Origin of the sequence: Alteromonas sp. W12, from assembly GCF_001924945.1 — a bacterium.
In the GTDB taxonomy this organism is placed as follows: Bacteria; Pseudomonadota; Gammaproteobacteria; order Enterobacterales; family Alteromonadaceae; genus Alteromonas; species Alteromonas macleodii.
The window spans coordinates 763068-786776 of record NZ_LQXH01000001.1 but is presented as its reverse complement, the minus strand read 5'-3'; the positions used below and the strand labels follow the sequence as shown (position 1 = coordinate 786776).

The following is a 23709-nucleotide window of genomic DNA, read 5'->3' as shown; positions in this document are numbered from 1 at the left end:
ATTGAAAAGGAGTCTTTGGACTCCTTTTTTCAAATCAAATAAAGCTAATCTTGAGGGCTAAACTGGCGAAAAGCGAAAGCTTTTGAAGAGTCTTCTGCTGCTATGACAATTCCCTTTCTCTCATTAATTGAGTTTTCGAACTCAAAAGGAAACGCGCCATAGGCAAGAAGCCCCTCATACTCGAAGTCATCAAAGCAAACATCTGCTTTGACCGTTATATTGAAAAGTGCGCTCATTCCACTGATAGGTTCGACGGCGCCTGAGTATGAACACCCATTAGAATCTGAACCACTGATTATACCGTCTGCATCAATAGCGAATGAGCGAGTATAAGAGCCCTCTGCCCGAGAGGTAGAATAATTGCCCGCTATATCAGTAAGAGAAACATCCTCGCTAGAGCCGACTTTGTCAGCGGAAAAACCCAAAATAAGACCAGATACCGTTGCAGAGCCCTCTAGTGAATCTTCTGTTGCGGTAGCCTGCATTGATCCATGCATTGTCATATTCGCTCCTGGATACAACATCGTATCTTCTGACGAAAAGACATTCTCGCTTACAGAGCCATGAGCAATTAGCGTGTCGCGAGACGCCTCAGAAAACATTGTGGTCTTACCTTCAGGTGAGACTGCGATTAAGACCATTTCTTGCCCGCCTTCAACCGTTGTCGCTTGCCCAAACCATATACCTAGCACTGAATCCGGTCTTACAATACTGTCGTTATCATTTGAGCTACTACCACCGCACCCCGTAAGTAGAACCGCACATGCTATTGCACTGACGCCAGAACTGTTTTTGATAAATTCTAACAATGTTGACGTTTTACTCTTGCAATGAGAATAAGGAGATATGTTCATATTTACTTTCCTTGTAGTCTTAATTCCTTTTTTAAAAGGTAACATTAATCCCGACACGCTAGTAGAGGAATTTTGCGACTAACACACGACTTACGCTTGTGGTTTGCCTCGAAAGAGACAATCAAATTGGCTATGATGGATGAGTTAGAGTTTTGCTCGCGCAAATAAAAAAAGAAATATAAAAATAAATCCATGGAGAACACATGTCTCGATTGAATACTATCGCTAGAAGGCTAGCGTTTGGTGCATTAGTAAGTGCATGCAGTTTTGGTGTTTTTGCAGAAACTTCCCCCATTACTGACGAGCAAAAGAAAAATGCGGAAGCATTAATTCAAAAAGCCCTGAAAAGTGATTTAGGCTATAGCATTGTTGAATCCCTAACCACTGAGATTGGCCCTCGCCTGGGCGGCTCTGAAGCAGAAAAGCGAGCTAGAGATTGGGGCGTGGTGGTAGGAGAGCGTCTAGGTTTTGATAAAGTCAGCATAGAAGAATTCACTATGCCATTTTGGGATAGAGGCCACCTACACATTTCACTCACGGCGCCTTATGCCCAACCGCTTTACGGCACAGCCCTTGGCGGCGCAGCGCCTTCTGAAAGCGAGATCAATGCAGACATCGTTTATTTCAGAGATATTCACGCGCTAACCGCAGTTAAAGATGGTGCCCTTAAAGGCAAAATTGCATTTGTAGACGGCGACGCCATGGTAAAAAGCCAAACAGGAGCAGGCTATGGTCAAGCGAACCAACGTCGCCGAATTGGTTGGCAACATGCTCAACGCGGCGGCGCTGAAGCGCTGGTCGTGCGCTCAGTAGGATCTGACTCTCATCGTTTTCCTCATTCAGGCATGATGAGCTCAGACGGCGATAATTGGGCAGATATCCCCGTAGTCGCTATCTCTAACCCTGACGCAGACCATTTACGACGTTTACATAACTTAGGTAAACCGCTGTCATTGTCGCTTCACTCTGAATCGAAATGGAAAGGCGAAGTAAACAGCGGCAACGTAATACTGGATTTAGTGGGCAGTGAGAAGCCCGAAGAAATTATCCTTATTGGCGGCCACCTAGACAGCTGGGATTTAGGAACGGGTGCAGTTGATGACGGCGCAGGCGTTGCTATTACCACGGCAGCGGCTGCGTTAATTGCTTCTTTACCAGAGCGCCCAAAACGCACCATTCGTGTGGTCATGTTTGGCGCTGAAGAAGTGGGCCTATTAGGCGCCTTTGCTTACGCTAAACAACACGAAAAGAACCTTGAAAATCACGTTCTGGCCACAGAGTCTGACTTTGGTGCGCAAACTATCTGGCAAGTAGTGTCAAATGTGAATCCCGAAGCGACTGTGCTAGTCGATGAAATCGCGAAGATTTTATCACCGCTAGGCATAGTGCGTGGCGGTTCAGACATTGCTGGCGGCGGCCCTGACATTATTCCGCTAGCAGCGAAAGGCGTACCAACGATTAGGTTAAATCAAAACGGTAGAGATTACTTTGATCTTCACCATACGCCAGATGATACCTTAGATAAAATTGACCCCGATGAGCTTGCGCAAAACATTGCAGCCTACGCAGCAAGTATATACTTGTTAGCCGATTCGGACGTTGACTTAAAAGCTAAACAGTAGTTACACGTTAGTAATCATCAAACATTGGTCAGTGCATCTCGTGCTGGCCAATGCTTACCAGTACTCTGCTTACCCTCGCCTCTGCTAGTCCGAAATGCTTACGTTTTATTGCGCTTGAATAAGCTGGGCAACAAATCGCTTCGCCTCTTGCCTTGATGGCAGCTCTACATGCCGATACGTATTCGCATGTTTAAAAGCAACGGTTGTTTTATTTATGGAGATATTTGAGATTAACGCACCTGACATGGCGCTATTAAAGGTAGAGATAGAATCTTGAAATTGCATAGTAAATACTTCTTTATTAATGTTGTTTGTTTTGAATTCCTCGCAGGTTGGGTAAAGAAATCGAAAAACGATAATTAGGCTCTAGCGTGAACATAGCGTTTCAGAAAGAGCCCATTTTTTTGAGGTCACTTCAGAAAAGAGAAGTGACCTTAGATAAGCATAGAGGTCTTATCGAACTACTACGTTAGCAGCTTGAGGACCTTTTTGGCCTTGTTCAACTTCGAAGCTAACTTCTTGGCCTTCTTTCAACGTTTTGAAACCGTCAGAAGCAATTGAACGGAAGTGTACGAATACGTCTTTGCCGCCAGCTTCAGGAGTGATGAAACCAAAACCTTTTTCTTCGTTGAACCACTTAACTGTACCGTTTACAGAATTAGACATAATAAAAACCTTTTAAAAAAAATTGATGTGATGGTGGAAAACCACCGAATAGCTATAGACATCTCCAAGCTAGTAAAGCAGTTGTATATCTATATAAAACTTCAATTTGAAGGATTTAAAAAAGAGGTACAGCGCAGTATTAGGTAAAGCAAATAACATATCTAGAGCGATGCGAAAGGTACAGGTTATTGCGAGCAATGTCTACTAGTTTCCCGTTTATTTTTTAACCAAAACACAACTTTTTTACAAAAATGTTTATTAGAAAGCTGAATACGTATGTTTGTTCAAGGCAGTTGAAAGCTAGGTTAACCTTGCTTTTTTGCTATAGGTTTAAATTATGACAGATACGTATGAGTTAGCAGGTAAAACAGCCATCGTTACCGGAGGCGGAAAAGGGCTAGGTAAAACTCTCGCTCAATTTCTACTAGAAGCAGGAATGAACGTGGCCATTTGTGGGCGCACTGAAACTGCGGTCATGCAGACTGTAGAGCAGTTCGACGCCCTATTCCCAGGTAATGTCATTGGCCAAGTTTGTGATGTATCGAAAAGCGCTGATGTTGCCAGTTTTGTTAGAAAGGTCAAAGATACATTTGGCGAGCTACACGTCCTAATTAATAACAGTGGCTTTGGTAAGGAGACCCTTATTTGGGAAACCTCAGAGAAAGCGTGGGACGAAGTAATGGATACTAACGTAAAAGGGACCTTTCTCATGTGTAAAGAGGTCGTGCCTCACATGATTAACAACAAGGAAGGCTACATTATCAACATCGCTTCTCAGGCGGCATTGAACGGCTATGCCAATGCAGGCGTTTACTGTGCATCAAAATTTGCGATGGTGGGACTTGGAAAAGCGTTGCAAGAAGAAGTTCGTCCCTACGGTATTCACGTTCATTCCCTAAACCCTGCACTGATACAGTCGCAGAAAGCAGAAACAGAGAAAGTGGACGATGGCCTGATTCAAAATGAAGACTTAGGCAACATGGTGGTTTACCTATTGAGCCAACCTCGCCGTCTTAAAATTGATAATATCGGCCTATGGGGCTATTAATACCAGTCCGCATAGATAATTACCCACTCAGCGAGACTTAAAATGTTCGTAATCGCGGCGTGTTACCGCAGGTATAGTACGTTTAACTAGAATTGTAATCTTGTCTTAAAGCGTTAACATTTCCTAATTAACATAAAAGCGTGTTGTTTGCGTTTACTCAAATAAAGTACTCATCGTATTTATGTGTACAAAAAGTAACGGCCAACACGCAAACACAGTGCAGTGTGCCATCGAGTAATTCCGATGGCTCAAAATAGGAATCTCTTATGCGAATGCTTCACACCATGCTTCGAGTTGAAAACTTAGAGGCCTCTCTTCACTTTTATACCTCACTGATGGGCATGCGTCTTCTTCGCCAGTCTGAAAACAAAGAGTATGAATACACGCTAGCTTTCGTGGGATATGGCGATGAAACCGAGAGTACCGTCTTAGAACTTACCTATAACTGGGGCGACAACACCTACGATAAAGGTAACGCGTATGGTCATATTGCGATTGAGGTCGATGATATCTATCAGTTTTGTGAAAACTTAGAAACAAACGGCGCTGATGTATATCGTAAACCGGGGCCAGTAAAAGGCGGCTCCACAGTTATTGCTTTTGTTCGCGACCCCGATGGATATGCAATAGAACTCATACAAAATAAATCGATTTCGCTATGAAATGGCTCAAAAACAAGAACTGAAGATGCAGCCAGCGTAGTCAAAGCGATTTGAACGCTTAAGTCGCCAAACTATCAATTTAAAAACGTGCGGCACTGGAAAAAAACGATGAAAAACCACATGGAGTGACACGACATGCTACGTAACCGCTTATTATTTTCGCAAAATGATAAAAACAAAAGCCAAGCTCGAACAGCGATATGTCGGAAGCCTCGAGCAGCGCACAATATAGGCTTGCGCAGTCAGCCAAAAGCAAAACTGGCCGCTATTCTGCCAGCGTTGTTTATCGCTTTTACCGGTGCAGTTGCTGCTGGCAGTGCGTTTTCGGCCATGGCTGCAAATAACGAGAGTGCGCAAACACACGCTGACACAAAAGAAAATGTTGAAACGCACTTTACCGTGATAGCCCATCGCGGCGCGTCGGGCTATTTACCTGAGCATACCCTCGAAGCTGCTACCCTCGCCTTTTCTCTGGGCCCTGATTTTATTGAGCAAGATGTTGTTATCACCAAAGACGACATACCCGTTGTGCTACACGACATCCACTTAGAAACGGTCACCAATGTAGAAGATGTGTTTCCTGCACGCCACCGCGATGACGGACGCTATTACGCGCGTGATTTTACTCTTGAAGAACTGCGACAACTGCAGGTACACGAGCGCGCTAACAGTGACGGGAAGCAAGTTTTTAAAGATAGGTACCGCGGCACGCATGCTAATTTTAAAGTTGCCACGTTAAATGAACACTTTGAGCTAATCAGCGAGCTAAATCGCCAATTTGGAACGTCTGTAGGGGTTTATCCTGAGGTAAAGTCCCCTGCCTTTCACATTAAAGAAGGCGTTGATGCCAGTAAAATCGTTGTAGATGCCTTAAATGCTTACGGGTTTGGTGGAGAGAGCGGTAATAGCTACCTGCAATGCTTCGATTTTAACGAAGTTAAGCGCATTCGAGAAACCCTGGGCTATAAAGGCAAAGTTGTGATGCTGATCGGTGAAAACGACTGGGGCGAAAGCGACACAGATTATAACTGGCTGCGCACTCAGGAAGGCATGCAGCAGGTTGCGTTATATACCGATGGCATAGGCCCTTGGTTAGGCCATTTACTCGATAATGAAGCGATGACTCAAGGAAAAATAGAAGCCGCGGCATGGATTGCCTACGCCCACGAAAATAACCTGACAATCCACCCCTACACCTACCGACATGATGCACTACCAGCAGGTATGAGTTCAGAACAAGTCTTGGAAGTTTTAGACAAGGTGGTAGGTGCTGACGGTGTTTTCACCGATCATTTAGTACCGGTATTAAGGTGGCGAGAAAAATTAAACTAACGCATTTTAAAGCGAGTGTAGGCGCGACAATTAGCGCCTAGGATTTTGAAAGTCGCACCACCACGCGTCTGTTTTGGGCGCGGCTTTCTCGTGTATCGTTTGGCGCAATATGGCGTTTCTCACCGTGGCCTGTTAACTGAATTCGATCTTCAGGTACACCTAGCGTAGTCAAATAGCTTTTTACTTCGTTAGCACGTCGAATAGACAACTGTTCATTATTATAGCGACCGCCGTAGCTATCGGTGTAACCATCAAGAAGCACAAGCTCAAGCTCGCTGTCTTCTTTTAAGTATTCACCTATCATGGTTAAGCGCTTCTGCGAATATTTGGTTAGCTCTGTACTGTTGTTTTGATACGACAATACCGTGTAGGCAATGTCATCAAAACCGAAGGGCAATAAGTTCGATACACACTTCACAAATTCACGATACACACCAGAGAAGTTGCTAGCGTTTAATGCCACACTCACTTGGTCGTATTTGTTATACCAATCTTGGTAATAGATTGTGGGCCAAAAGCCTTTTTCTAATTCAGACAACATAGTCCAAGCCGCATCCTGCGGAAGGTCGCCATTGTACTGTTTACGAATAGACATGTCGGCAATGGTTTTAGGCGCAACACCGGGCATCCATTTAGGTGGTACAGAATAAACAGCAGCCATATCAAATTTGCTTGGCAGCAAATACATGTCCAGTTCAAATTCCATATTAAGCTGCTTCGACGCTGAGCTCGTGAACATGGCTTCGCCATAACCGGGTAGTTCGTGGTTCAAGGTACACTGAAGTCGCGTGTCTTTGTCTATTCGCCAGTTGGAGCTTTCTATGGTTGCAGAATATTGCCGCATGGCAGCGTGGGAAGACAATGACCCTAGCATCCCCAATAAAGCGATGTATTTTAATTTCGACACCATTTCGACACCATAACGAAAATCAGACTAACACAGGTAAAAGACAACACTACGTGCACAAATTACCGAACATAATGAATCAAATTAGCTCACACAAAAAGAAGAAATGTGCCTAATGATTTTTTCACGCTTAATTTGATTATCGTCCAAATTGTAGAAAAGTTTAGCGTTTAATACCATTCGCGTTTTGTACTTTTGCTAGCCCCCTGATTTAACAGTTTATAAATTGCAACTGGCAACTCGAGAGTATCCTTGCGATAATTCTTTTACGCAATATGCTTCGCAGGTTGGTACGCATTTTAGTCACCAACCAATTAACGCAATCGAGTCTTACAAGAGTGTTTATGTCTGCCAACCCGCCCCATCTCTCCCAGCGCTTTCGAGGTTACTTTCCCGTTGTTATCGACGTTGAAACAGCCGGATTTAATGCAGGCACTGACGCCCTGTTAGAATTAGCCGCGGTAACGGTGAAAATGGATGAAAACGGTATACTTCATCCCGATCAAACTTTTCATTATCACATTGACCCCTTTGAGGGCGCTAACCTAGAGCCAGCAGCCTTAGAATTTAATGGCATCGATCCTAATTGTGCATTGCGAGGGGCTATTGAAGAAAGCGAAGCCATGAAGGACTTATGTAAAGGCATCCGCAAGGCGCAAAAAAATGCAGACTGCCAACGTTCAGTTATTGTTGCTCACAATGCAACGTTCGATCAGAGTTTCGTCAATGCCGCGATAGAACGCTGCAATATAAAACGCACGCCGTTCCATCCGTTTGTTTCATTTGACACCACCAGCCTTGCTGGATTGGCCTTAGGCCAAACGGTTTTGGTAAAAGCATGCCGTGCAGCGGGGATCGCATTTGACCAAAGTGAAGCGCACAGTGCGCTGTATGACGCCCAAAAGACCACCGAGCTATTTTGCTATATGGTAAATCGCTATAAAGCGCTAGGCGGATGGCCTGTAGAAAATAAAGAGTAGTTTTATTCAAACTGATATAAACAAAAACAGCGCCAAAAGGCGCTGTATTTTTATAATCTTTAAACAGTTTAGCTTATAGCTTGTCTGCTTCTTCAGATAGGTACTTAGCAACACCTTCAGGCGACGCATCCATACCAGCTTTACCTTCAGTCCAACCCGCTGGGCAAACTTCACCATGCTCTTGGTGGAATGCTAGTGCATCAACCATGCGTAGCATTTCATCAACGTTACGGCCAAGTGGAAGGTCATTGATTACCTGATGACGTACCATACCTTCTTCGTCGATTAGGAATGAACCACGGAACGCAACGCCATCTTCTGGGTGCTCAACATCGTATGCCTGGCAGATGTCGTGCTTAACGTCAGCAACAAGGGTGTACTTAACCGGACCAATACCACCTTGATTTACCGGAGTGTTTCTCCACGCATTGTGTGAGAACTGAGAGTCGATTGAAACACCGATCACTTCAACACCACGCTTTTTGAACTCGTCGAAACGCTTGTCAAAGGCGATAAGCTCTGACGGGCAAACAAACGTAAAATCTAGTGGGTAGAAGAATACAACAGCTTTCTTGCCCTTGATTGCTTCACTTAATGTGAAAGTGTCAACAATTTCACCACTACCAAGTACCGCTGCAGCAGTAAAGTCAGGTGCTGGACGGCCAACTAATACACTCATGAGTCTCTCCATTTATATTTGGATTGTAATAATAGAAGTGATTACGTTGCGTAACCACTTTGATAAGAAATTTCCTTCAAAGAAAATAGGTACGAATATGGAAATAACAATATTAAACAAAGAGTTTTTTTACTGATCATACCAATAACCGCTTAACATCCCCCCACACTGTTCAGTCTTTCTTCAATTACCTTGTATTAAATTTGTCATTATCCACTTGCTAAAGCAAAGAATAACAATTATTATCATTTACAGATTCATTTGGAGTACGTTTAATGTTTGTTTGCATGTGCTATGGGGTAACTGATAAAAGCATTCGCGCAGCGGTTGAAGAAAACGGTGTGGGAAATATGCGAGAGTTACGTCAACATTTAGAGCTTGGCTCACAATGCGGTAAGTGCATCAACATGGCGCAACAGATCATTGACCAAACTATCGTCGATGAGTCCCTATTCAAAGACGTTGGCTAGGCAATTAGCCAACCCGCGTATTCTTAACACGCAACGTCATCGCTCTTAGCATCCTTGGCTAGACTTTAAACACCATATTTATTATCACGATTATTCCTTTAAGTGACCTAAGTCATATTCTAGTTTAATTACCTAAGTAACATTCACATCGTCACCTAAAACGATAGGTTGTTGTCCTTTCAAACTCAGAGCTAGGCTCATTTCCTTACTTTCAATGAGTGCAGCGCGCCATTTAACTACGTAGCTTTGCTGAAGCATGCCCTAGTTAAAGGTGTACTCAATGCCTGCATAATAGAAAGCCCCATTGATACCGCTAGGCGATGTAGGTGGGTAGAGTGCGCCAACTTCACCTTGAAAAGGATTTTCATTAGGCAGCGAATCAAACAGATTTTGGGCGCCGAGGGTAACTTGTGTTTGAGGCAGTACTTTCCATGCAACTTGGGCATCGAATGTGGTTAACGCATTGCCGTATATGTCCATGCCTGCGGACGCATCAAGATGGTCTTCATAAAACTCACCGTAATAGTTAAGTCGCCAAGTAAATGCCCAATTTCCTTTCGATTGCTCGAGCGTGATACTGCCTCGATGAGCAGGCAAGTTATCTTCCAGCATACGAATTCTTGCCTGTGTTAGATTAGGTAGAAGCCGTATTTCGTCCCCCACTTGCGCAGGATAAAGCGTAACCCGCTCTACTTGTGTGTCTGTCCAGTTGAAGGCAAGAAGTAAAGAATTTGACCAATCAGCTAGCGCAAAATTGTAGTTAACAACTAAATCAACACCCTGAGTTTTTGTGTCAAAGTCATTTGTAAAATACTTTGCAGCATTATATTTCGCCGCATCTGGACGCCCTTGGGCAATAAGCGCACTAATGTCGTCGTCGGTTAACGGGATTGCAGATGTCGTACTAATGCGATCAGAAAGGCGAATATTGAAATAGTCGAGCGTCGCAAAAAAGTTCTCGCTTGCCTGCATAACAAGCCCGAGGCTAAAGTTCACCGATTCTTCAGGCGTAAGTGGAGTTGCGCCTAGTTGCAGTGAGATAAGATCAGTTGGAGGTAGCGTTGCTTGGTCTTCCAAACCGTTAACACCGTAGGCGGTTGTTACGTTGATAACATTACTCTGCCCTACTGTTGGCGCCTTAAAACCGGTGTTTACAGATCCGCGTAATGCAAAAATATCATTTAATTTATAGCGAGTACTCAATTTCCCATCGAATGTCGAGCCGAAATCACTGAAATGCTCTACACGAGTGGCCACGCCAAACTGCCATGCTTCGGTAACATAAAATTCCAAATCGGCGTACACAGCCCAATTGCTTCTGCTCCAGTGCCCAGCACTTTGAGGCTGATACCCCGGAAAACCGTTGGAACCGATGGAAAAGCCTTGGTTCAACCCAAGTGGCGGCTCTAGAGCGAAAGGGCCTGCAATATATGACGCTTCATCGCCGGACTTTTGAAAATAGGTTTCTTTGCGCCATTCTAAGCCCACGGCAATGCTAACCGGATCGTCGAAAATAGTTTGAATGAGTTTGTTAAAATCTAAGTTAAGCGTTCGCTCTACTTGCGACACACCACCGGGCGAAAACGACGTTGGCGTTTGTGGCCCTAACGATGGATTAACCGTATTGGAGATGGTGTACTCAATGTCACTGTAGCCCAATGTCGCACTGGCATCCATCGCCCAGCCATTAGGTAACTCATGTTTAACGCCCATCGCAACAGAAGCGTCCGTTATCGTACCCCCAAATTTTGGTGTGAAACCGCCAGGGAACCACTCGTTGAAAGCAAAACAGTTGGCACCAAGCGCCGTTGTGTTATCTGCAATAAGTTGATACGTGGGGTCCAGCAATACACTATTGCTGGGCAAGGTTATAGAAGGGCAAGCAATTCCACTTTCCAATCCATCGAGATCGGCTACAATCAGACGACTTTCCCCTGTATTTGGGTCGGTACGGCTGAACACCCCTTCTCGGGTTTGCGGATTTCGAAAGTAAAAACCACCGTTTATTTCTCTTCTTGCTGCAGTGGCAAAGCTGTAAAATTGTGATTTAGACGAAATGTCTGCGCCCGCATTTAGCGCAAGTTTAATATCTTCGTTAACATCAAGCGCTCCCCATACTTGGGACGGTGACGCGATGAACACATTCCCTTGGTCAATCAAGTTCTGCGCATCAATCCGCTGTACAGAGCGCGACGTGCCATTTTGCTGACGATACTCTGCCGTTGCATTTAAAAAGCCGTCTTCTCCAATAGCAAAGCCCTTATTCAACTGCACTTGAAACAGTTCGCCGTCACCTTCACTGTATCCGCCCACTTTCAGCGCAACATGCCCTCCTTCACGAGCATCCTTAAGTACGAAGTTAATCACGCCTGCAATGGCGTCTGAGCCATACTGGGCTGCTGCACCATCTCGCAATACTTCGACTTGCTTTAACGCATAGGCAGGAATAACCGATATATCAGGCCCTTGTGCACCGTCAGATAAACCTCCGCCTAAAAACGTGATTACCGCAGAGCGATGGCGTCGCTTTCCGTTAAGCAGCAAAAGCGTGTGATCCGAGGACATGCCTCTAAGGTTCGCCGGCCTTACCAGGCTACTGGCATCATTGATGGGCTGATCGTTTACGTTTAACGAAGGAACCATCACGCTTAACATAGAAAGCACGTCTGAATTTCCCTGTGAGTTAAGGGTTTCAGAACCAATCACATCCAGAGGAACTGGTGAGTCAACAGCACTTCGAGGCGAGTTACGAGTACCGACGACCGCAATTTTTTCAAGTCCATTGCCTCCCTCGTCTGTTTTCTTTTCGGTATCTTGTGGCTGTGTTTCCTTCGCCACTAACGATGAACGAGAACGAATACTTACCGCACCGCTTTCATCAGTCACTACCGCCAATTCTGTTCCTTCAAGAAGCTGTGCCAGCGCTTCATTCAGTGTGAACGTACCTTCCAATGCGTTTGTTTTCACTTTTTTTGCTAAATCAAAAGGAAAAAGCAATGTGGTATTTGCCTGTTTAGCTAGTTCGGTTAGCGCTTCATTAGCATTTTGTGCGGGTATTGAAAAGCTGTAAGCACCCAATTTTGGTTCGGTTTGGTCGGGTGATTGCGAAGGGCTGTCTGTTTGTGCATGAAGCGTTGGCGCTGGTGCTATGAAAAGAAAAAAGCCGGACGCTATGTGTAGTGCCGAGAGGGACAAAATACGGGAGAATTTGCACATTCTTTTTTGCAAAAGGCATTGGGCCGAACACGCTAGGGCATGCAGCTTTTCTATTGCCTTTTCGGTTTGCCTGCTTATCGCAAAATTGCTGTATTGCAAGATATAAAATCGATGTGCTTATTATTTTAATTATATTGTCACATTAAAGAAATTGATGCCAACTACGAATAGTAGAAAGCACCTATCTTTCAGAAATATTTAACTTTTCGCTAGCTTAAGCTCAATACTTGTTTCTGTGACTTTCTCGTAATTGATATTAAAGCTGCTCTTAAGTGCTGACAACAAACCGTCTATATCGCCTACCTTAAAGTAGCCCGCTACACGTCGCTTGCGCAGACTTTCGTCCGAAATGTTAAAGCGAACGGGCGTATAGCGGCCAATCTCAGCTAATACGGCCTCCAGCGGCTCACCTTTAAATACAATCATACCTTGTTGCCACGCTAAATCGTCATCAATGTCATTTTGAGACATGCTTTCACGGGCTTCCACTTTACCTTGCACTGTGGCTTTTTCACCTGCGAACATGAGAAGTCCTTCTTCAGCAACAGGACGTTTCGTGAAGAGCGACTCATTTGAGGATGAAGCCTTAAAGCGATCTTTCACCAATACCTTTCCGTCGGTCACCACTAACTCAAACGCATTATCATCCACATATTGCATATTAAAAGCAGTTCCAACAGCGGTAACGGTGTTGTTGCCTGCAGTCACAGAGAATGGGCGAGACGTGTCGTGAGCCACTTCAAAGTGTGCCTCCCCTTTCAATAAAACGATATTGCGCGCCGTTGATGAGAAGTCTACGGTAACGACAGAGTTTGTATTTAGATGAAGTTTAGAGCCATCGGCTAGCGTCACGTTTTTCTGTTCGCCAACACCGGTTTGTACCTTTTGTGTTACCGCTGCGAATTCAGGGGTGCTATTCAGCCACGTGCGCTGAACTACTACCCCAACAGCAATTGCCATCACTAAGAATGTGGCCGCAATGCCCCAAACCGCTGTTTTAGGCATATTGCGTTTTTTCGACGACTGACGTGAGGTAGGCTGCGGGAATAAACCGCTCAATTCATTTAATACCGACATGTCGTCCCACAAGCTAGCGGCGTCGAGCAAAGCTTGACGATGCGCATTACTTTCCGACAACCAAGCATCTAGCTCCGTCTTTTCGTCACTGTTTAAGCCGCGATCGAGACGGCTTATCCATAAGCATGCTTGCTCTTGGATATCTTCTTTGCTTGAAAACTGGCGAATATTATTCATGTTAACTACGGCTTATGTCCTGAGTCGCGTTAGCAGTGGCACGGGGGGATGCACTGTCCTTTGACAGCTCGGCTAAGTACCTAGAGCACATCATTAAACCTTTGGCGACATGCTTCTCAACGGTGCTTTCGCTTAGCCCCACAAGCTCTGCAATCTCTTTTTGTCGCATGCCATATACTTTTTTCAGCAAAAATACGCGTTTTACATCAGCAGACAATGTATCTGTCGCTCGGCAAAAATGAATAAAACGCTCTTTGCTTTCTACATTTTTTTCTAAACTGTGCCCTACAAGTTCATAAGGCAAAATATCCATGTCATCGAGCTGCTGCTTATTTTTGTTTTCAGCTTTCGCAACATGGTTCAGCGCTAGATTACGCGCTGTCTTGAGCATATAGGTACGCTCATACTGTATTTCTTGTTTTAACTCTGCTTCGTAGCTTTTAATAAAAGCTTCTTGCACGATGTCTTCAATGTCGTCGGCGCCAACAATAGAACCTACCGCACGCATTAGCTTTGAGCGGTATTTTAAAAAGGTTTCAGCTACTGTCGACTTTCTCGTCATAATATTAAATGTTGTGTGTTTCGATTTGCTTACATTGGCATCAATAATGCCTGCTTTTTCGTTCTTTTTCACCTAATAAAATAAAAGGGGGCTAATGCCCCCTTAACTTTGAAACATTAAGTGAAAGTTTGGTTTATAGGTAATTGCTTACCTATTAAAAAGTGTAAACACCTCTTAGGTAGTAGAAGCCACCGTTAATACCAATTGGAGATGTTGTCGGATACGCTGAACCGGCAATCTGTGCGTAGGTGATACCACCTGCATCAGTGTTGTTTTCGTCAGGGTATTCATCAAACGCGTTCTTAGCACCAACAGTTACTGTGAAATCTTCAGTGAAGTTATATGCCACTTCAAAGTCGAACGTAATTTCAGAACCTACTTTGTCAATCGGCAATGCAGAGTCTAGGTGATCTTCGAAGATGCTACCGTAGTAGTTCATTCTCGCAAGGAAGCGCCAGTCGCCATTAGTGTGGTTAGCTGTTGCACTGTAACGTACCGCTGGAAGGTTATCTTCTAGCATGCGAATACGGAAATCAGAGATATTGTCCGACGCGCGGTCAACTTCTGTAGACGTCCAGTTATATGCAAGTGAGAACTTAGTTTCACCGCCCATCATATCCATCGAATAGTTCGCTACTACGTCTACACCTTCAGTGGTGGTGTCGAAGTCATTAGTAAAGAAGCTGATTTCAGAGAAGCTAGACGCATCGTTGATACCTTGCTCAAGCAGCGTGGCAATGTCTTCTTCAGTCAGCGCAATACCAGAGGCAGTACTGATACGGTCAGTCAGTTCGATGTTGTAGTAGTCTGCGGTAATGAATAGACCGTTATCGAAATCGGCTACCACACCAAACGTGATACTTTCTGACTCTTCAGGCGTTAACTGCTCACCACCTTTAAGTTGAGACACTGGATCTGTCGGAGGCAGTGTTGCACGGTCAATAAGTTCACCACCTGTACCAAACGCGGTAGTTACGTTACGCACGTTGCTTTGACCAAGGGTAGGTGCTTTAAAGCCTGTTGAGAACGCACCACGGAAAGCAATGTTCTCAAGTGCTTGCCAACGGAAAGCAATCTTACCTTTCGTTGTGTCACCGAAATCAGAGAAGTCTTCATAACGTAGCGCACCGGCTAACATGAAGTTTTCAGTGATATACGCTTCTGCGTCAATGTACAGTGCGATGTTGTTGCGGGACACACGACCTTGGCTATTGGCCGCCAAGCCAGGGAAACCATTTGAGCCAATGCCAAAGCCTTGTGTCGCCAGCGGACCTATTTCATAAGAGGCAGTATCACCTGCAAAGCTCTCATAACTTTCGTTGCGATATTGGAAACCAGTTGCCACGAATAGTGGTTCATATAAACCAACATCGAACGGCTTAGTGAAATCAATATCAAGGGTTTGCTCAGACTGCGTATAGCGACCTGGGCTAAATTCTGTAGGTGTTTCTGGACCTAAAGACGGGTTGATGGTGTTGCTAATAGCAAAGTCAACTTCGTTTTGGCCAAGGTTCAAGCTCACGTCATACGTGATATCGTGGTCAAGTTCGCCTTTCGTACCAAAGACAAGTGACATATCTGTAACCGTACCACCGAAACGAGGTGTGAAACCACCTGGCAGCATTTCGTTGAACGCCCAACAGTCAGGATTGTTCTGAACTTCGTTAATATAACGCGGGTTCTCTAGTACGTTATCACCAACTACGATGTCGGTTGGACAGTTACCTGACATATCGCCGGTTAAATCACCAACAAGCAGTAGTTGCTCGCCATCGTCATTTGTACCACCATCGTTCACACCACCACGATTGTGTGGGTTACGGAAGTAGAAACCACCTTCAACTTCACGCTCGGCGTAGTTACCAAACATGTAAGCTTCTGAGGTAGCAGAAAGCTCTATACCTGCATTAGCGAAAAGTTTGATGTCGTGTTTGATTTCAGGTGAGCCCCAAATTTGCGCAGGATCTGCTACAAAAGTGTTCCCAGCCGCTATCAATGCAGCAGCGTCTGCACGCTGTACACTTCGAGATGTGTCGTCTGCAGTACGGTATTCAGCTGAAAGGTTAATAAAGCCTTTGTCAGATAGAGGAAGACCTACGTTACCCGACATCTGAATCATGTCGCCGTCGCCTTCGTAGAAAGAGCCGTAACGGGCTTCAAACGAACCGCCTTCTGATGCATCGTTAAGTACGAAGTTAATTACACCCGCAATCGCATCAGAACCGTATTGTGCTGCTGCACCATCACGAAGTACTTCCACTTGCTTTAATGCCGCTGCTGGGATAACAGAAATATCAGGACCTTGTGCACCGTCAGAAAGACCACCACCAAGGAAAGTGATAACCGCAGAACGGTGACGACGTTTACCATTTACAAGCACAAGCGTGTGGTCTGATGCCATACCGCGAAGGTTAGCAGGACGAACAAGCGTTGAAGCATCGTTGATCGGCTGGTCGTTTACGTTAAAAGACGGAACAACAGTCTGCATCATAGATACCATATCAGTGGCACCCTGCTGCTTAAACTCTTCGTCAGAAATAATATCAATTGGCACCGCTGAGTCAGCGACCGAGCGAGGCGCTGCACGTGAACCAACTACCGCAATTTGTTCAAAATCTTCGGCCTTAGCACTCTCTTCAGCTTCTTGCGCATAAACAGGTGCAGCGGCCATTACTGAAAACGCAGCTGATGCGGCTAATACGCCACGCACGTTTTTGGTCAATAAAGACAAGGTTGTATTCATGGTGGTTTCCCGGAGTTTCTCTAAGACACCTTCAGCGTTTTAAACACATTAAAAAAATGCTCAGAGTAGTTGTTATTTTTTACCTTCAACACTGACTCATTTGCGGTCAGATGGTGTTTTTTATAGAACGCAAGATATTAAAAAACAAACCTTTTTCGACAAAATAAAAATATTTTTTCACTCCGTAGAGGATTTTAATTTCTGACCTGTCTATATAATTTTTACGGGAATAAAAGTGCGGGATTTTTGGCGGGTTTTAATAAAAAAAGCCGACTATAAGCCGGCTTTTAAATCGTTTTTTACAAACCTAAAAATTTGTACATGGAAACAAGATTTACTCTGCTTCTTTGTACTTTGCAGCCGTTTCTTTAATAAGCGGTTGAAGCTCGTTTTGTTGGAACATTTCAATAATGATATCGCAACCGCCTACAAGCTCACCTTCAACCCATAGTTGCGGGAATGTCGGCCAGTTTGCATATTTTGGTAGTTCTGCGCGGATGTCTGGGTTTTGAAGAATATCTACATAAGCAAATGGTTCGCCACATGACATCAACGCTTGCGATGCTTGTGAAGAAAAGCCACAGCTAGGTAGTTTAGGAGAACCCTTCATATACAACAAAATTGGGTTTTCTTCGATTTGCTGCTTGATTCTATCTAGCGTTGATTGATTTTCAGTATTATCCATTTGATTCCTCTGAGCACAAAAGTGTATTCCCAGTTAGATGGGAATGCATGAATGATTTATCAAGGGAAAGGGTATCATAATTTTATGTTTAATTACCCATAGCTAAATTGATCTTTTCAACTTCTGAATCGTTATCTACCCATACATTGCAATACAAATTAGTGTCACATTTTAACTTTTGAAAAAAAATTCACATTTTTGTCATTGAGTTATAGGACTTTATCCCCACATTTGGGATATGCTTTAGCGTCTAGAGCAGTATATTGAACATAGAATTAATATGCACTTATTGAACAGGCGAAGATAAGTGGGCTTTAGACTACAATACTAAACCAACATGGAGACCGTCATGGCTTTTGAATTACCAGCATTACCATACGAACAAAATGCACTAGAACCGCATATTTCTGCTGAAACGCTTGAGTACCACTATGGCAAGCACCACGCTACTTATGTAACTAAGCTTAACGGCCTAGTTGAAGGTACTGACATGGAAAACAAAAGCCTAGAAGAAATCATCAAATCTTCTGACGGCGGTGTTTTCAATAACGCAGCGCAGGTATGGAACCACACGTTCTACTGGCACTGTCTAAGCCCGAATGGCGGCGGTGAGCCAACAGGCGCGCTAGCAGAAGCTATCAACGCGAAGTGGGGCTCATTCGCAGACTTCCAAGCAGCATTTAACGATAAAGCTGTTAACAACTTCGGTTCAAGCTGGACGTGGTTAGTTAAAACTGCAGACGGCAGCCTAGATATCGTTAACACAAGCAACGCGCAAACGCCTATTTCTGGCGACGACCTTACGCCAGTGCTTACTGTTGACCTTTGGGAACACGCTTACTACATCGACTACCGCAATGCGCGTCCTAAGTACCTAGAAAATTTCTGGGCGCTGGTTAACTGGGAATTCGCAAGCAGCAACTTTGCATAAGCAAAAGACTGAAGCGTTAAGCGCCTTGCGCTCTTAACAGCGTAAAGTATCAGTTATAAAAAGCCCCGCTTCCAAGCGGGGCTTTTTTTATGCACTGTTGTTCATTAAGTGACACTAAATTCTTATTAAAGTTGCATTTTTCATTAGACGAAAAGATTAAAAACTATACACAATAATTACTATCGTTTTCCCAAATACCTACTAAGCTGAAATTACGGGGTTCCGTATTTAAGGGGTATTCATGGGTATTTTTGAACACTATCAAAGTCGCTATGAAGAGCGAAAACAGGAAGAGTTCACCATTGGGGAGTTCCTTGAAATTTGTAAAGAGGATCAAACCGCTTATGCAAATGCAGCAGAACGTTTGCTACAAGCTATTGGTGAGCCTGAATTAATCGACACTGCCAACGACCCGGCACTTAGCCGCATTTTCTCAAACCGCGTTATTTCTCGTTATCCAGCTTTTTCAGAATTCTATGGCATGGAAGAAGCCATAGAACAAATCGTTTCTTACCTTAAACACGCCGCACAAGGTCTTGAAGAGAAGAAACAAATTCTCTATTTGCTCGGCCCAGTGGGTGGCGGTAAATCGTCTCTGGCAGAGAGACTTAAAGAACTGATGCAGCATGTACCTATTTACATGCTGAAAGGCTCGCCTGTTAACGACCATCCATTCTGTCTGTTTGATATCAAAGAAGATGGCGACATTTTACAAAAAGAGTACGGCATTCCTAAGCGCTACTTAAAAACCATTATGTCGCCGTGGGCACGCAAACGCCTGCATGAATTCAATGGCGATATTACCCAGTTCAAGGTGGTTCGCGTTTATCCATCAGTGCTCGACCAGGTGGGTATCGCTAAAACCGAACCCGGTGACGAAAACAACCAAGATATTTCATCTTTGGTGGGTAAAGTTGATATTCGCCGCTTAGAACAATATGCACAAAACGACCCTGATGCTTACAGTTATTCAGGTTCACTATGTAAGGCCAATCAGGGCTTAATGGAATTTGTGGAGATGTTCAAAGCACCGATTAAAGTGCTGCATCCACTATTAACCGCAACACAAGAGGGTAACTACAACCCAACAGAGGGCTTCTCTGCCCTTCCCTTCGATGGGCTTATACTTGCGCATTCAAACGAATCTGAGTGGCAATCGTTTAGAAACAATAAGAATAACGAAGCCTTCCTAGACCGTGTCTATATTGTAAAAGTACCGTACTGTTTGCGAGTACGTGAAGAAATTAAGATCTACAAAAAGTTACTAGACAGCAGCGAGCTTAACGGCGCGCCCTGTGCGCCAGACACGCTAGAGTGTTTAGCGCAGTTTACGGTGTTATCGCGCTTGAAAGAGCCAGAGAACTCCAGTCTGTTTTCTAAAATGCGCGTGTATGATGGCGAGAGCCTGAAAGACACCGATCCGAAAGCCAAGTCTTATCAAGAGTACCGCGATTACGCCGGTGTCGATGAAGGCATGGAAGGGTTATCCACCCGCTTTGCATTTAAGATTCTCTCTCGGGTTTTTAACTTCGATCACCAAGAAGTGGCGGCAAACCCAGTCCATTTGTTTTATGTACTGGAGCGTCAAATTGAACGGGAGCAGTTCCCTCAAGAAACCGCTGATAAGTATTTGGAGTTTTTGAAAGGCTACCTCATTCCTCGCTACGTGGAATTCATTGGTAAAGAGATTCAAACGGCTTACTTAGAATCGTATTCTGAATATGGGCAAAACCTGTTTGACCGCTATGTAACCTATGCTGATTTCTGGATCCAAGACCAAGAGTATCGCGACCCAGAAACCGGACAGCTGTTCGACAGAGCGTCACTGAATGCTGAATTAGAAAAAACAGAGAAGCCTGCGGGAATAAGTAATCCGAAAGACTTCCGTAACGAAATCGTTAACTTTGTTTTGAGAGCCCGTGCAAATAACGGCGGCAAAAACCCAGCATGGACCAGTTACGAGAAACTTCGCACCGTGATTGAGAAGAAAATGTTCTCTAACACGGAAGACTTACTGCCGGTTATTTCTTTCAACACCAAAGGCTCTGCAGAGGAGCAGAAAAAACACGACGACTTTGTAAATCGTATGACCGAGAAGGGATATACGCAAAAACAAGTTCGGTTGCTGTGTGAATGGTACCTGCGCGTACGTAAAGCGTCTTAGCGCTAAACGCATGTGGTGCTGAAGCGCGTGTAATGCGTGCTTCAGCACGGGTATTTGTAGTTCACAACAAGACAAGCAGGTGTGTATGGCGCATTTTATTGACCGAAGGTTAAACAGCAAAGGTAAGAGTACGGTAAACCGCCAGCGCTTTATTAAGCGTTACAAACAGCAGATAAAGCGCGCTGTTTCTGATGCAGTGGGTAAACGTTCTGTTACCGATTTAGATTCTGGCGAGCAAATTAGCATTCCAGCCAGAGATATCTCTGAACCTATTTTTCATACCGGCCGCGGCGGCAGTAGAGATATTGTCCACCCCGGCAACGACCAATTCACAGCGGGTGATAAAATTGATAGGCCGCCAGGCGGCGGTGGCAAGGGCGCAGGCGAAGGCGACGCTAGCAATGAAGGCGAAGGCCAAGATGAGTTCGTATTTTCTATATCCAAAGACGAATATTTAGACCTACTTTTTGAAGATTTAGCGCTTCCCAACTTAAAGAAAAATCAATTTGATAAAGTCACCCAATACGAAACTTATCGCGCAGGTTATCAGACCGATGGCGTGCCAAGTAATTTAGATATTGTTCGCTCACTCAAAGGCTCTGTGGCAAGGCGTATTGCCTTAAGCGGAAGTGATAGAAAGAAACTAAGAGAGCTTGAAGAAAAACTTGCCCTGCTTGTAGAAGACAAGCACGACAATACGTTAGCCATAAATGCATTAAAAGAAGAAATTGAAGCACTTAAAGCCAAAATAGCCCGAGTGCCTTTTATTGATACTTTCGATTTGCGCTTTAAGAACTATGACAAACGCCCGCTTCCCTCAAGCAAAGCCGTAATGTTTTGCTTAATGGATGTATCTGGCTCTATGGACCAAGCCACCAAAGACATGGCTAAACGGTTTTATATCTTGCTGTATCTCTTTTTGACGCGAACCTACGAAAATGTAGACGTGGTGTACATTCGTCATCACACGCAAGCAAAGGAAGTAGACGAGCACGAGTTTTTCTACTCTCAAGAAACCGGCGGCACTATTGTTTCAAGTGCATTGAAGTTAATGGATGAAGTTGTCCGCGAGCGCTACAGCGATGGAAATTGGAATATCTATGCTGCACAAGCGTCAGATGGCGATAACTGGGCTGATGACTCGCCGCAGTGTCGTGACTTGCTTACCGCTAAACTGCTGCCCGCAACCCGTTACTATGCCTATATCGAGATAACCGAGAGGCAGCACCAAAGTTTGTGGCGAGAATACGAGAAAGTGGCCGCCACTCACGACAACTTCGTATGTAAGCACATACAAACACAGGCCGACATCTATCCTGTGTTCAGAGAGCTATTCAAACGCTCTGAACAAGATGCGCAGCAAGGAGCCTAATATGACAACCGACGCTATGGCAAAAGAAAACAGCAAGCCTGAAACATCAAAACGCCACTTATTAAGCGATGGGCCCGACTGGACGTTTCCACTTATCGAAGAGTATGAGCAACACATCGACCGAATCGCCAAAAAGTTTAAGCTAGACACCTATCCCAATCAAATTGAGGTGATCACCGCAGAGCAGATGATGGATGCTTACGCCAGCATCGGCATGCCGCTTAACTACACGCACTGGAGCTTTGGCAAAAAGTTTATTCAAACTGAGCAACAATACCGTCGTGGACAAATGGGGCTGGCTTACGAAATCGTCATTAACTCTGACCCCTGCATTGCGTATTTAATGGAAGAGAACACCATTACCATGCAAGCGCTCGTTATGGCTCATGCGTGCTACGGTCACAACTCATTCTTCAAAGGCAACTACTTATTTAAAACCTGGACCGATGCCAGCTCTATCATCGACTACCTAGTATTTGCTAAAAACTACATTGCTAAATGCGAACAAAAATATGGATTTGATGAAGTCGAAAATATGCTCGACTCGTGCCACGCGTTAATGAATTACGGCGTTGACAGATACAAACGCCCGCAGAAAATTTCGTTACAAGAAGAGAAAAACAGACAAGAAGAGCGCGAGGCCTACCTGCAATCGCAAGTGAACGAGCTTTGGCGCACCCTGCCAAATAGCCCGCATAGCAAACACAAAGAAAAAATTCGTTTTCCACAAGAACCGCAAGAAAACCTGCTTTATTTTATTGAAAAAAACGCACCTTTACTTGAACCTTGGCAACGTGAAATTGTGCGTATTGTACGGAAAGTTTCGCAGTATTTTTATCCGCAAAAGCAAACCCAAGTAATGAATGAAGGATGGGCCTGTTTTTGGCACTACCACATTCTAAATGAGATGTATGACGAAGGTTTGGTCAGCGACCGCTTCATGATGGAGTTTTTGCACAGTCATTCAAGCGTCGTTATGCAGCCAGAGTACAACAGCCCTTATTACTCTGGCATCAATCCGTATGCGTTAGGCTTTTCCATGTTCATGGATATTAAACGGGTGTGTCAGTCTCCCACTGAAGAAGACTATAAATATCTTCCAAGTATTGCGGGAAAAGACTGGCTTGAGACCGTGCATTTCGCCATGGAAAATTTTAAAGACGAAAGTTTTATCAGTCAGTTTTTATCGCCTAAAGTTATTCGCGACTTTAAGTTATTCGCCCTTGAAGATGACACCACCAAGCCCTTTATTGCGGTGAGCGCTATTCATGACGAAATGGGTTATCAAATTATTAAAGAGAAGCTGTCTGCTCAATACAATTTGAGTAATTTAGAACCCAACATTCAGGTACATAACGTTGATGTAAGAGGCGACCGTTCGCTTACTCTTCGCTATATTCCTCAGCGAGGAATTCCGCTAGGCGATTCAAAAGATGAAGTTATGCGCCACCTGCACAGGCTGTGGAAATTTGATGTACGTTTAGAGCAAGACAATGGTGATGATGGTATTGACGTGATATCAGAGTGTAAACGTGCACCGCAGGCGTAAGCCTGCGGTCAGC

20 protein-coding genes are annotated in these 23709 nt (G+C 44.4%); 10 read left to right on the top strand and 10 right to left on the bottom strand.

Going from position 1 to position 23709, the window contains the following annotated elements:
- Positions 1–44: 44 nt before the first annotated feature.
- Positions 45–854, bottom strand: a complete 810-nt coding sequence (locus AWH61_RS03245; RefSeq protein WP_075176203.1) for a hypothetical protein — start codon at positions 852–854, stop codon at positions 45–47.
- Between the two features lie 203 nt (positions 855–1057).
- On the opposite strand from AWH61_RS03245, the gene AWH61_RS03240 reads away from it, so the two are divergent.
- Positions 1058–2476: a M20/M25/M40 family metallo-hydrolase gene (locus AWH61_RS03240; RefSeq protein WP_014948778.1), complete on the top strand. Its 1419-nt coding sequence runs from the start codon at positions 1058–1060 to the stop codon at positions 2474–2476.
- Between the two features lie 105 nt (positions 2477–2581).
- Here AWH61_RS03240 and AWH61_RS03235 read toward each other — a convergent pair whose 3' ends face one another.
- Positions 2582–2761 carry a hypothetical protein gene (locus AWH61_RS03235; RefSeq protein WP_039233139.1) on the bottom strand — a complete coding sequence of 60 codons (180 nt, stop codon included), beginning with the start codon at positions 2759–2761 and terminating at the stop codon, positions 2582–2584.
- Positions 2762–2929: 168 nt separating this feature from the next.
- Positions 2930–3142, bottom strand: coding sequence for a transcription antiterminator/RNA stability regulator CspE (gene cspE / locus AWH61_RS03230; protein WP_014948776.1), 213 nt, complete (start codon positions 3140–3142; stop codon positions 2930–2932).
- Positions 3143–3479: 337 nt separating this feature from the next.
- Between cspE and AWH61_RS03225 the strand changes: the two genes are divergently transcribed.
- The 3 genes from AWH61_RS03225 to glpQ all read left to right on the top strand — a co-directional run bounded on the left by AWH61_RS03225 (position 3480) and on the right by glpQ (position 6184).
- Complete coding sequence (locus AWH61_RS03225; protein ID WP_075176202.1) at positions 3480–4190, top strand: SDR family oxidoreductase; 711 nt, start codon at positions 3480–3482, stop codon at positions 4188–4190.
- A gap of 266 nt (positions 4191–4456) precedes the next feature.
- On the top strand, positions 4457–4852 hold the full coding sequence (gene gloA, locus AWH61_RS03220; protein WP_014948774.1) for a lactoylglutathione lyase: 396 nt from the start codon (positions 4457–4459) through the stop codon (positions 4850–4852).
- Between the two features lie 135 nt (positions 4853–4987).
- Positions 4988–6184: a glycerophosphodiester phosphodiesterase gene (gene glpQ, locus AWH61_RS03215; protein ID WP_075176201.1), complete on the top strand. Its 1197-nt coding sequence runs from the start codon at positions 4988–4990 to the stop codon at positions 6182–6184.
- Positions 6185–6221: 37 nt separating this feature from the next.
- Here the strand turns inward: glpQ and AWH61_RS03210 are convergent, their stop codons facing one another.
- Entirely contained in the window at positions 6222–7094 is an 873-nt protein-coding gene (locus AWH61_RS03210) for a flagellar protein MotY (RefSeq protein WP_014975986.1), read from the bottom strand.
- A gap of 341 nt (positions 7095–7435) precedes the next feature.
- Here AWH61_RS03210 and rnt point away from each other — a divergent pair, with 341 nt between their 5' ends.
- Positions 7436–8071 (top strand): ribonuclease T, encoded by a 636-nt coding sequence (rnt, locus tag AWH61_RS03205; protein ID WP_075176200.1) that lies wholly within the window; start codon positions 7436–7438, stop codon positions 8069–8071.
- A 73-nt stretch (positions 8072–8144) separates the two neighbouring features.
- Here the strand turns inward: rnt and AWH61_RS03200 are convergent, their stop codons facing one another.
- Positions 8145–8750 (bottom strand): peroxiredoxin, encoded by a 606-nt coding sequence (locus AWH61_RS03200; RefSeq protein ID WP_014948770.1) that lies wholly within the window; start codon positions 8748–8750, stop codon positions 8145–8147.
- Between the two features lie 275 nt (positions 8751–9025).
- Between AWH61_RS03200 and AWH61_RS03195 the strand changes: the two genes are divergently transcribed.
- Complete coding sequence (locus AWH61_RS03195) at positions 9026–9220, top strand: bacterioferritin-associated ferredoxin (RefSeq protein ID WP_014948769.1); 195 nt, start codon at positions 9026–9028, stop codon at positions 9218–9220.
- Between the two features lie 261 nt (positions 9221–9481).
- On the opposite strand, the gene AWH61_RS03190 is transcribed toward AWH61_RS03195, so the two are convergent.
- From AWH61_RS03190 to AWH61_RS03170, 5 genes are all read right to left on the bottom strand, one after another.
- On the bottom strand, positions 9482–12415 hold the full coding sequence (locus AWH61_RS03190; protein WP_075176199.1) for a TonB-dependent receptor: 2934 nt from the start codon (positions 12413–12415) through the stop codon (positions 9482–9484).
- A gap of 219 nt (positions 12416–12634) precedes the next feature.
- Positions 12635–13690, bottom strand: a complete 1056-nt coding sequence (locus AWH61_RS03185; protein WP_014948767.1) for a FecR family protein — start codon at positions 13688–13690, stop codon at positions 12635–12637.
- A gap of 1 nt (position 13691) precedes the next feature.
- On the bottom strand, positions 13692–14324 hold the full coding sequence (locus AWH61_RS03180) for an RNA polymerase sigma factor (RefSeq protein WP_014948766.1): 633 nt from the start codon (positions 14322–14324) through the stop codon (positions 13692–13694).
- 82 nt (positions 14325–14406) lie between these two features.
- Positions 14407–16995, bottom strand: coding sequence for a TonB-dependent receptor plug domain-containing protein (locus AWH61_RS03175; RefSeq protein WP_014975983.1), 2589 nt, complete (start codon positions 16993–16995; stop codon positions 14407–14409).
- Positions 16996–17329: 334 nt separating this feature from the next.
- Positions 17330–17680 carry a Grx4 family monothiol glutaredoxin gene (locus AWH61_RS03170; RefSeq protein WP_014948765.1) on the bottom strand — a complete coding sequence of 117 codons (351 nt, stop codon included), beginning with the start codon at positions 17678–17680 and terminating at the stop codon, positions 17330–17332.
- Positions 17681–18029: 349 nt separating this feature from the next.
- On the opposite strand from AWH61_RS03170, the gene sodB reads away from it, so the two are divergent.
- The 4 genes from sodB (at position 18030) to AWH61_RS03150 (ending at position 23696) form a co-directional block, all read left to right on the top strand.
- Positions 18030–18611 carry a superoxide dismutase [Fe] gene (sodB, locus tag AWH61_RS03165; protein WP_014948764.1) on the top strand — a complete coding sequence of 194 codons (582 nt, stop codon included), beginning with the start codon at positions 18030–18032 and terminating at the stop codon, positions 18609–18611.
- Between the two features lie 241 nt (positions 18612–18852).
- Positions 18853–20775 (top strand): PrkA family serine protein kinase, encoded by a 1923-nt coding sequence (locus AWH61_RS03160; RefSeq protein WP_075176198.1) that lies wholly within the window; start codon positions 18853–18855, stop codon positions 20773–20775.
- An 85-nt stretch (positions 20776–20860) separates the two neighbouring features.
- Positions 20861–22147, top strand: a complete 1287-nt coding sequence (locus AWH61_RS03155; protein ID WP_069943940.1) for a YeaH/YhbH family protein — start codon at positions 20861–20863, stop codon at positions 22145–22147.
- A gap of 1 nt (position 22148) precedes the next feature.
- Positions 22149–23696: a SpoVR family protein gene (locus AWH61_RS03150; protein ID WP_014978686.1), complete on the top strand. Its 1548-nt coding sequence runs from the start codon at positions 22149–22151 to the stop codon at positions 23694–23696.
- The last annotated feature ends 13 nt before the right edge of the window (positions 23697–23709 follow it).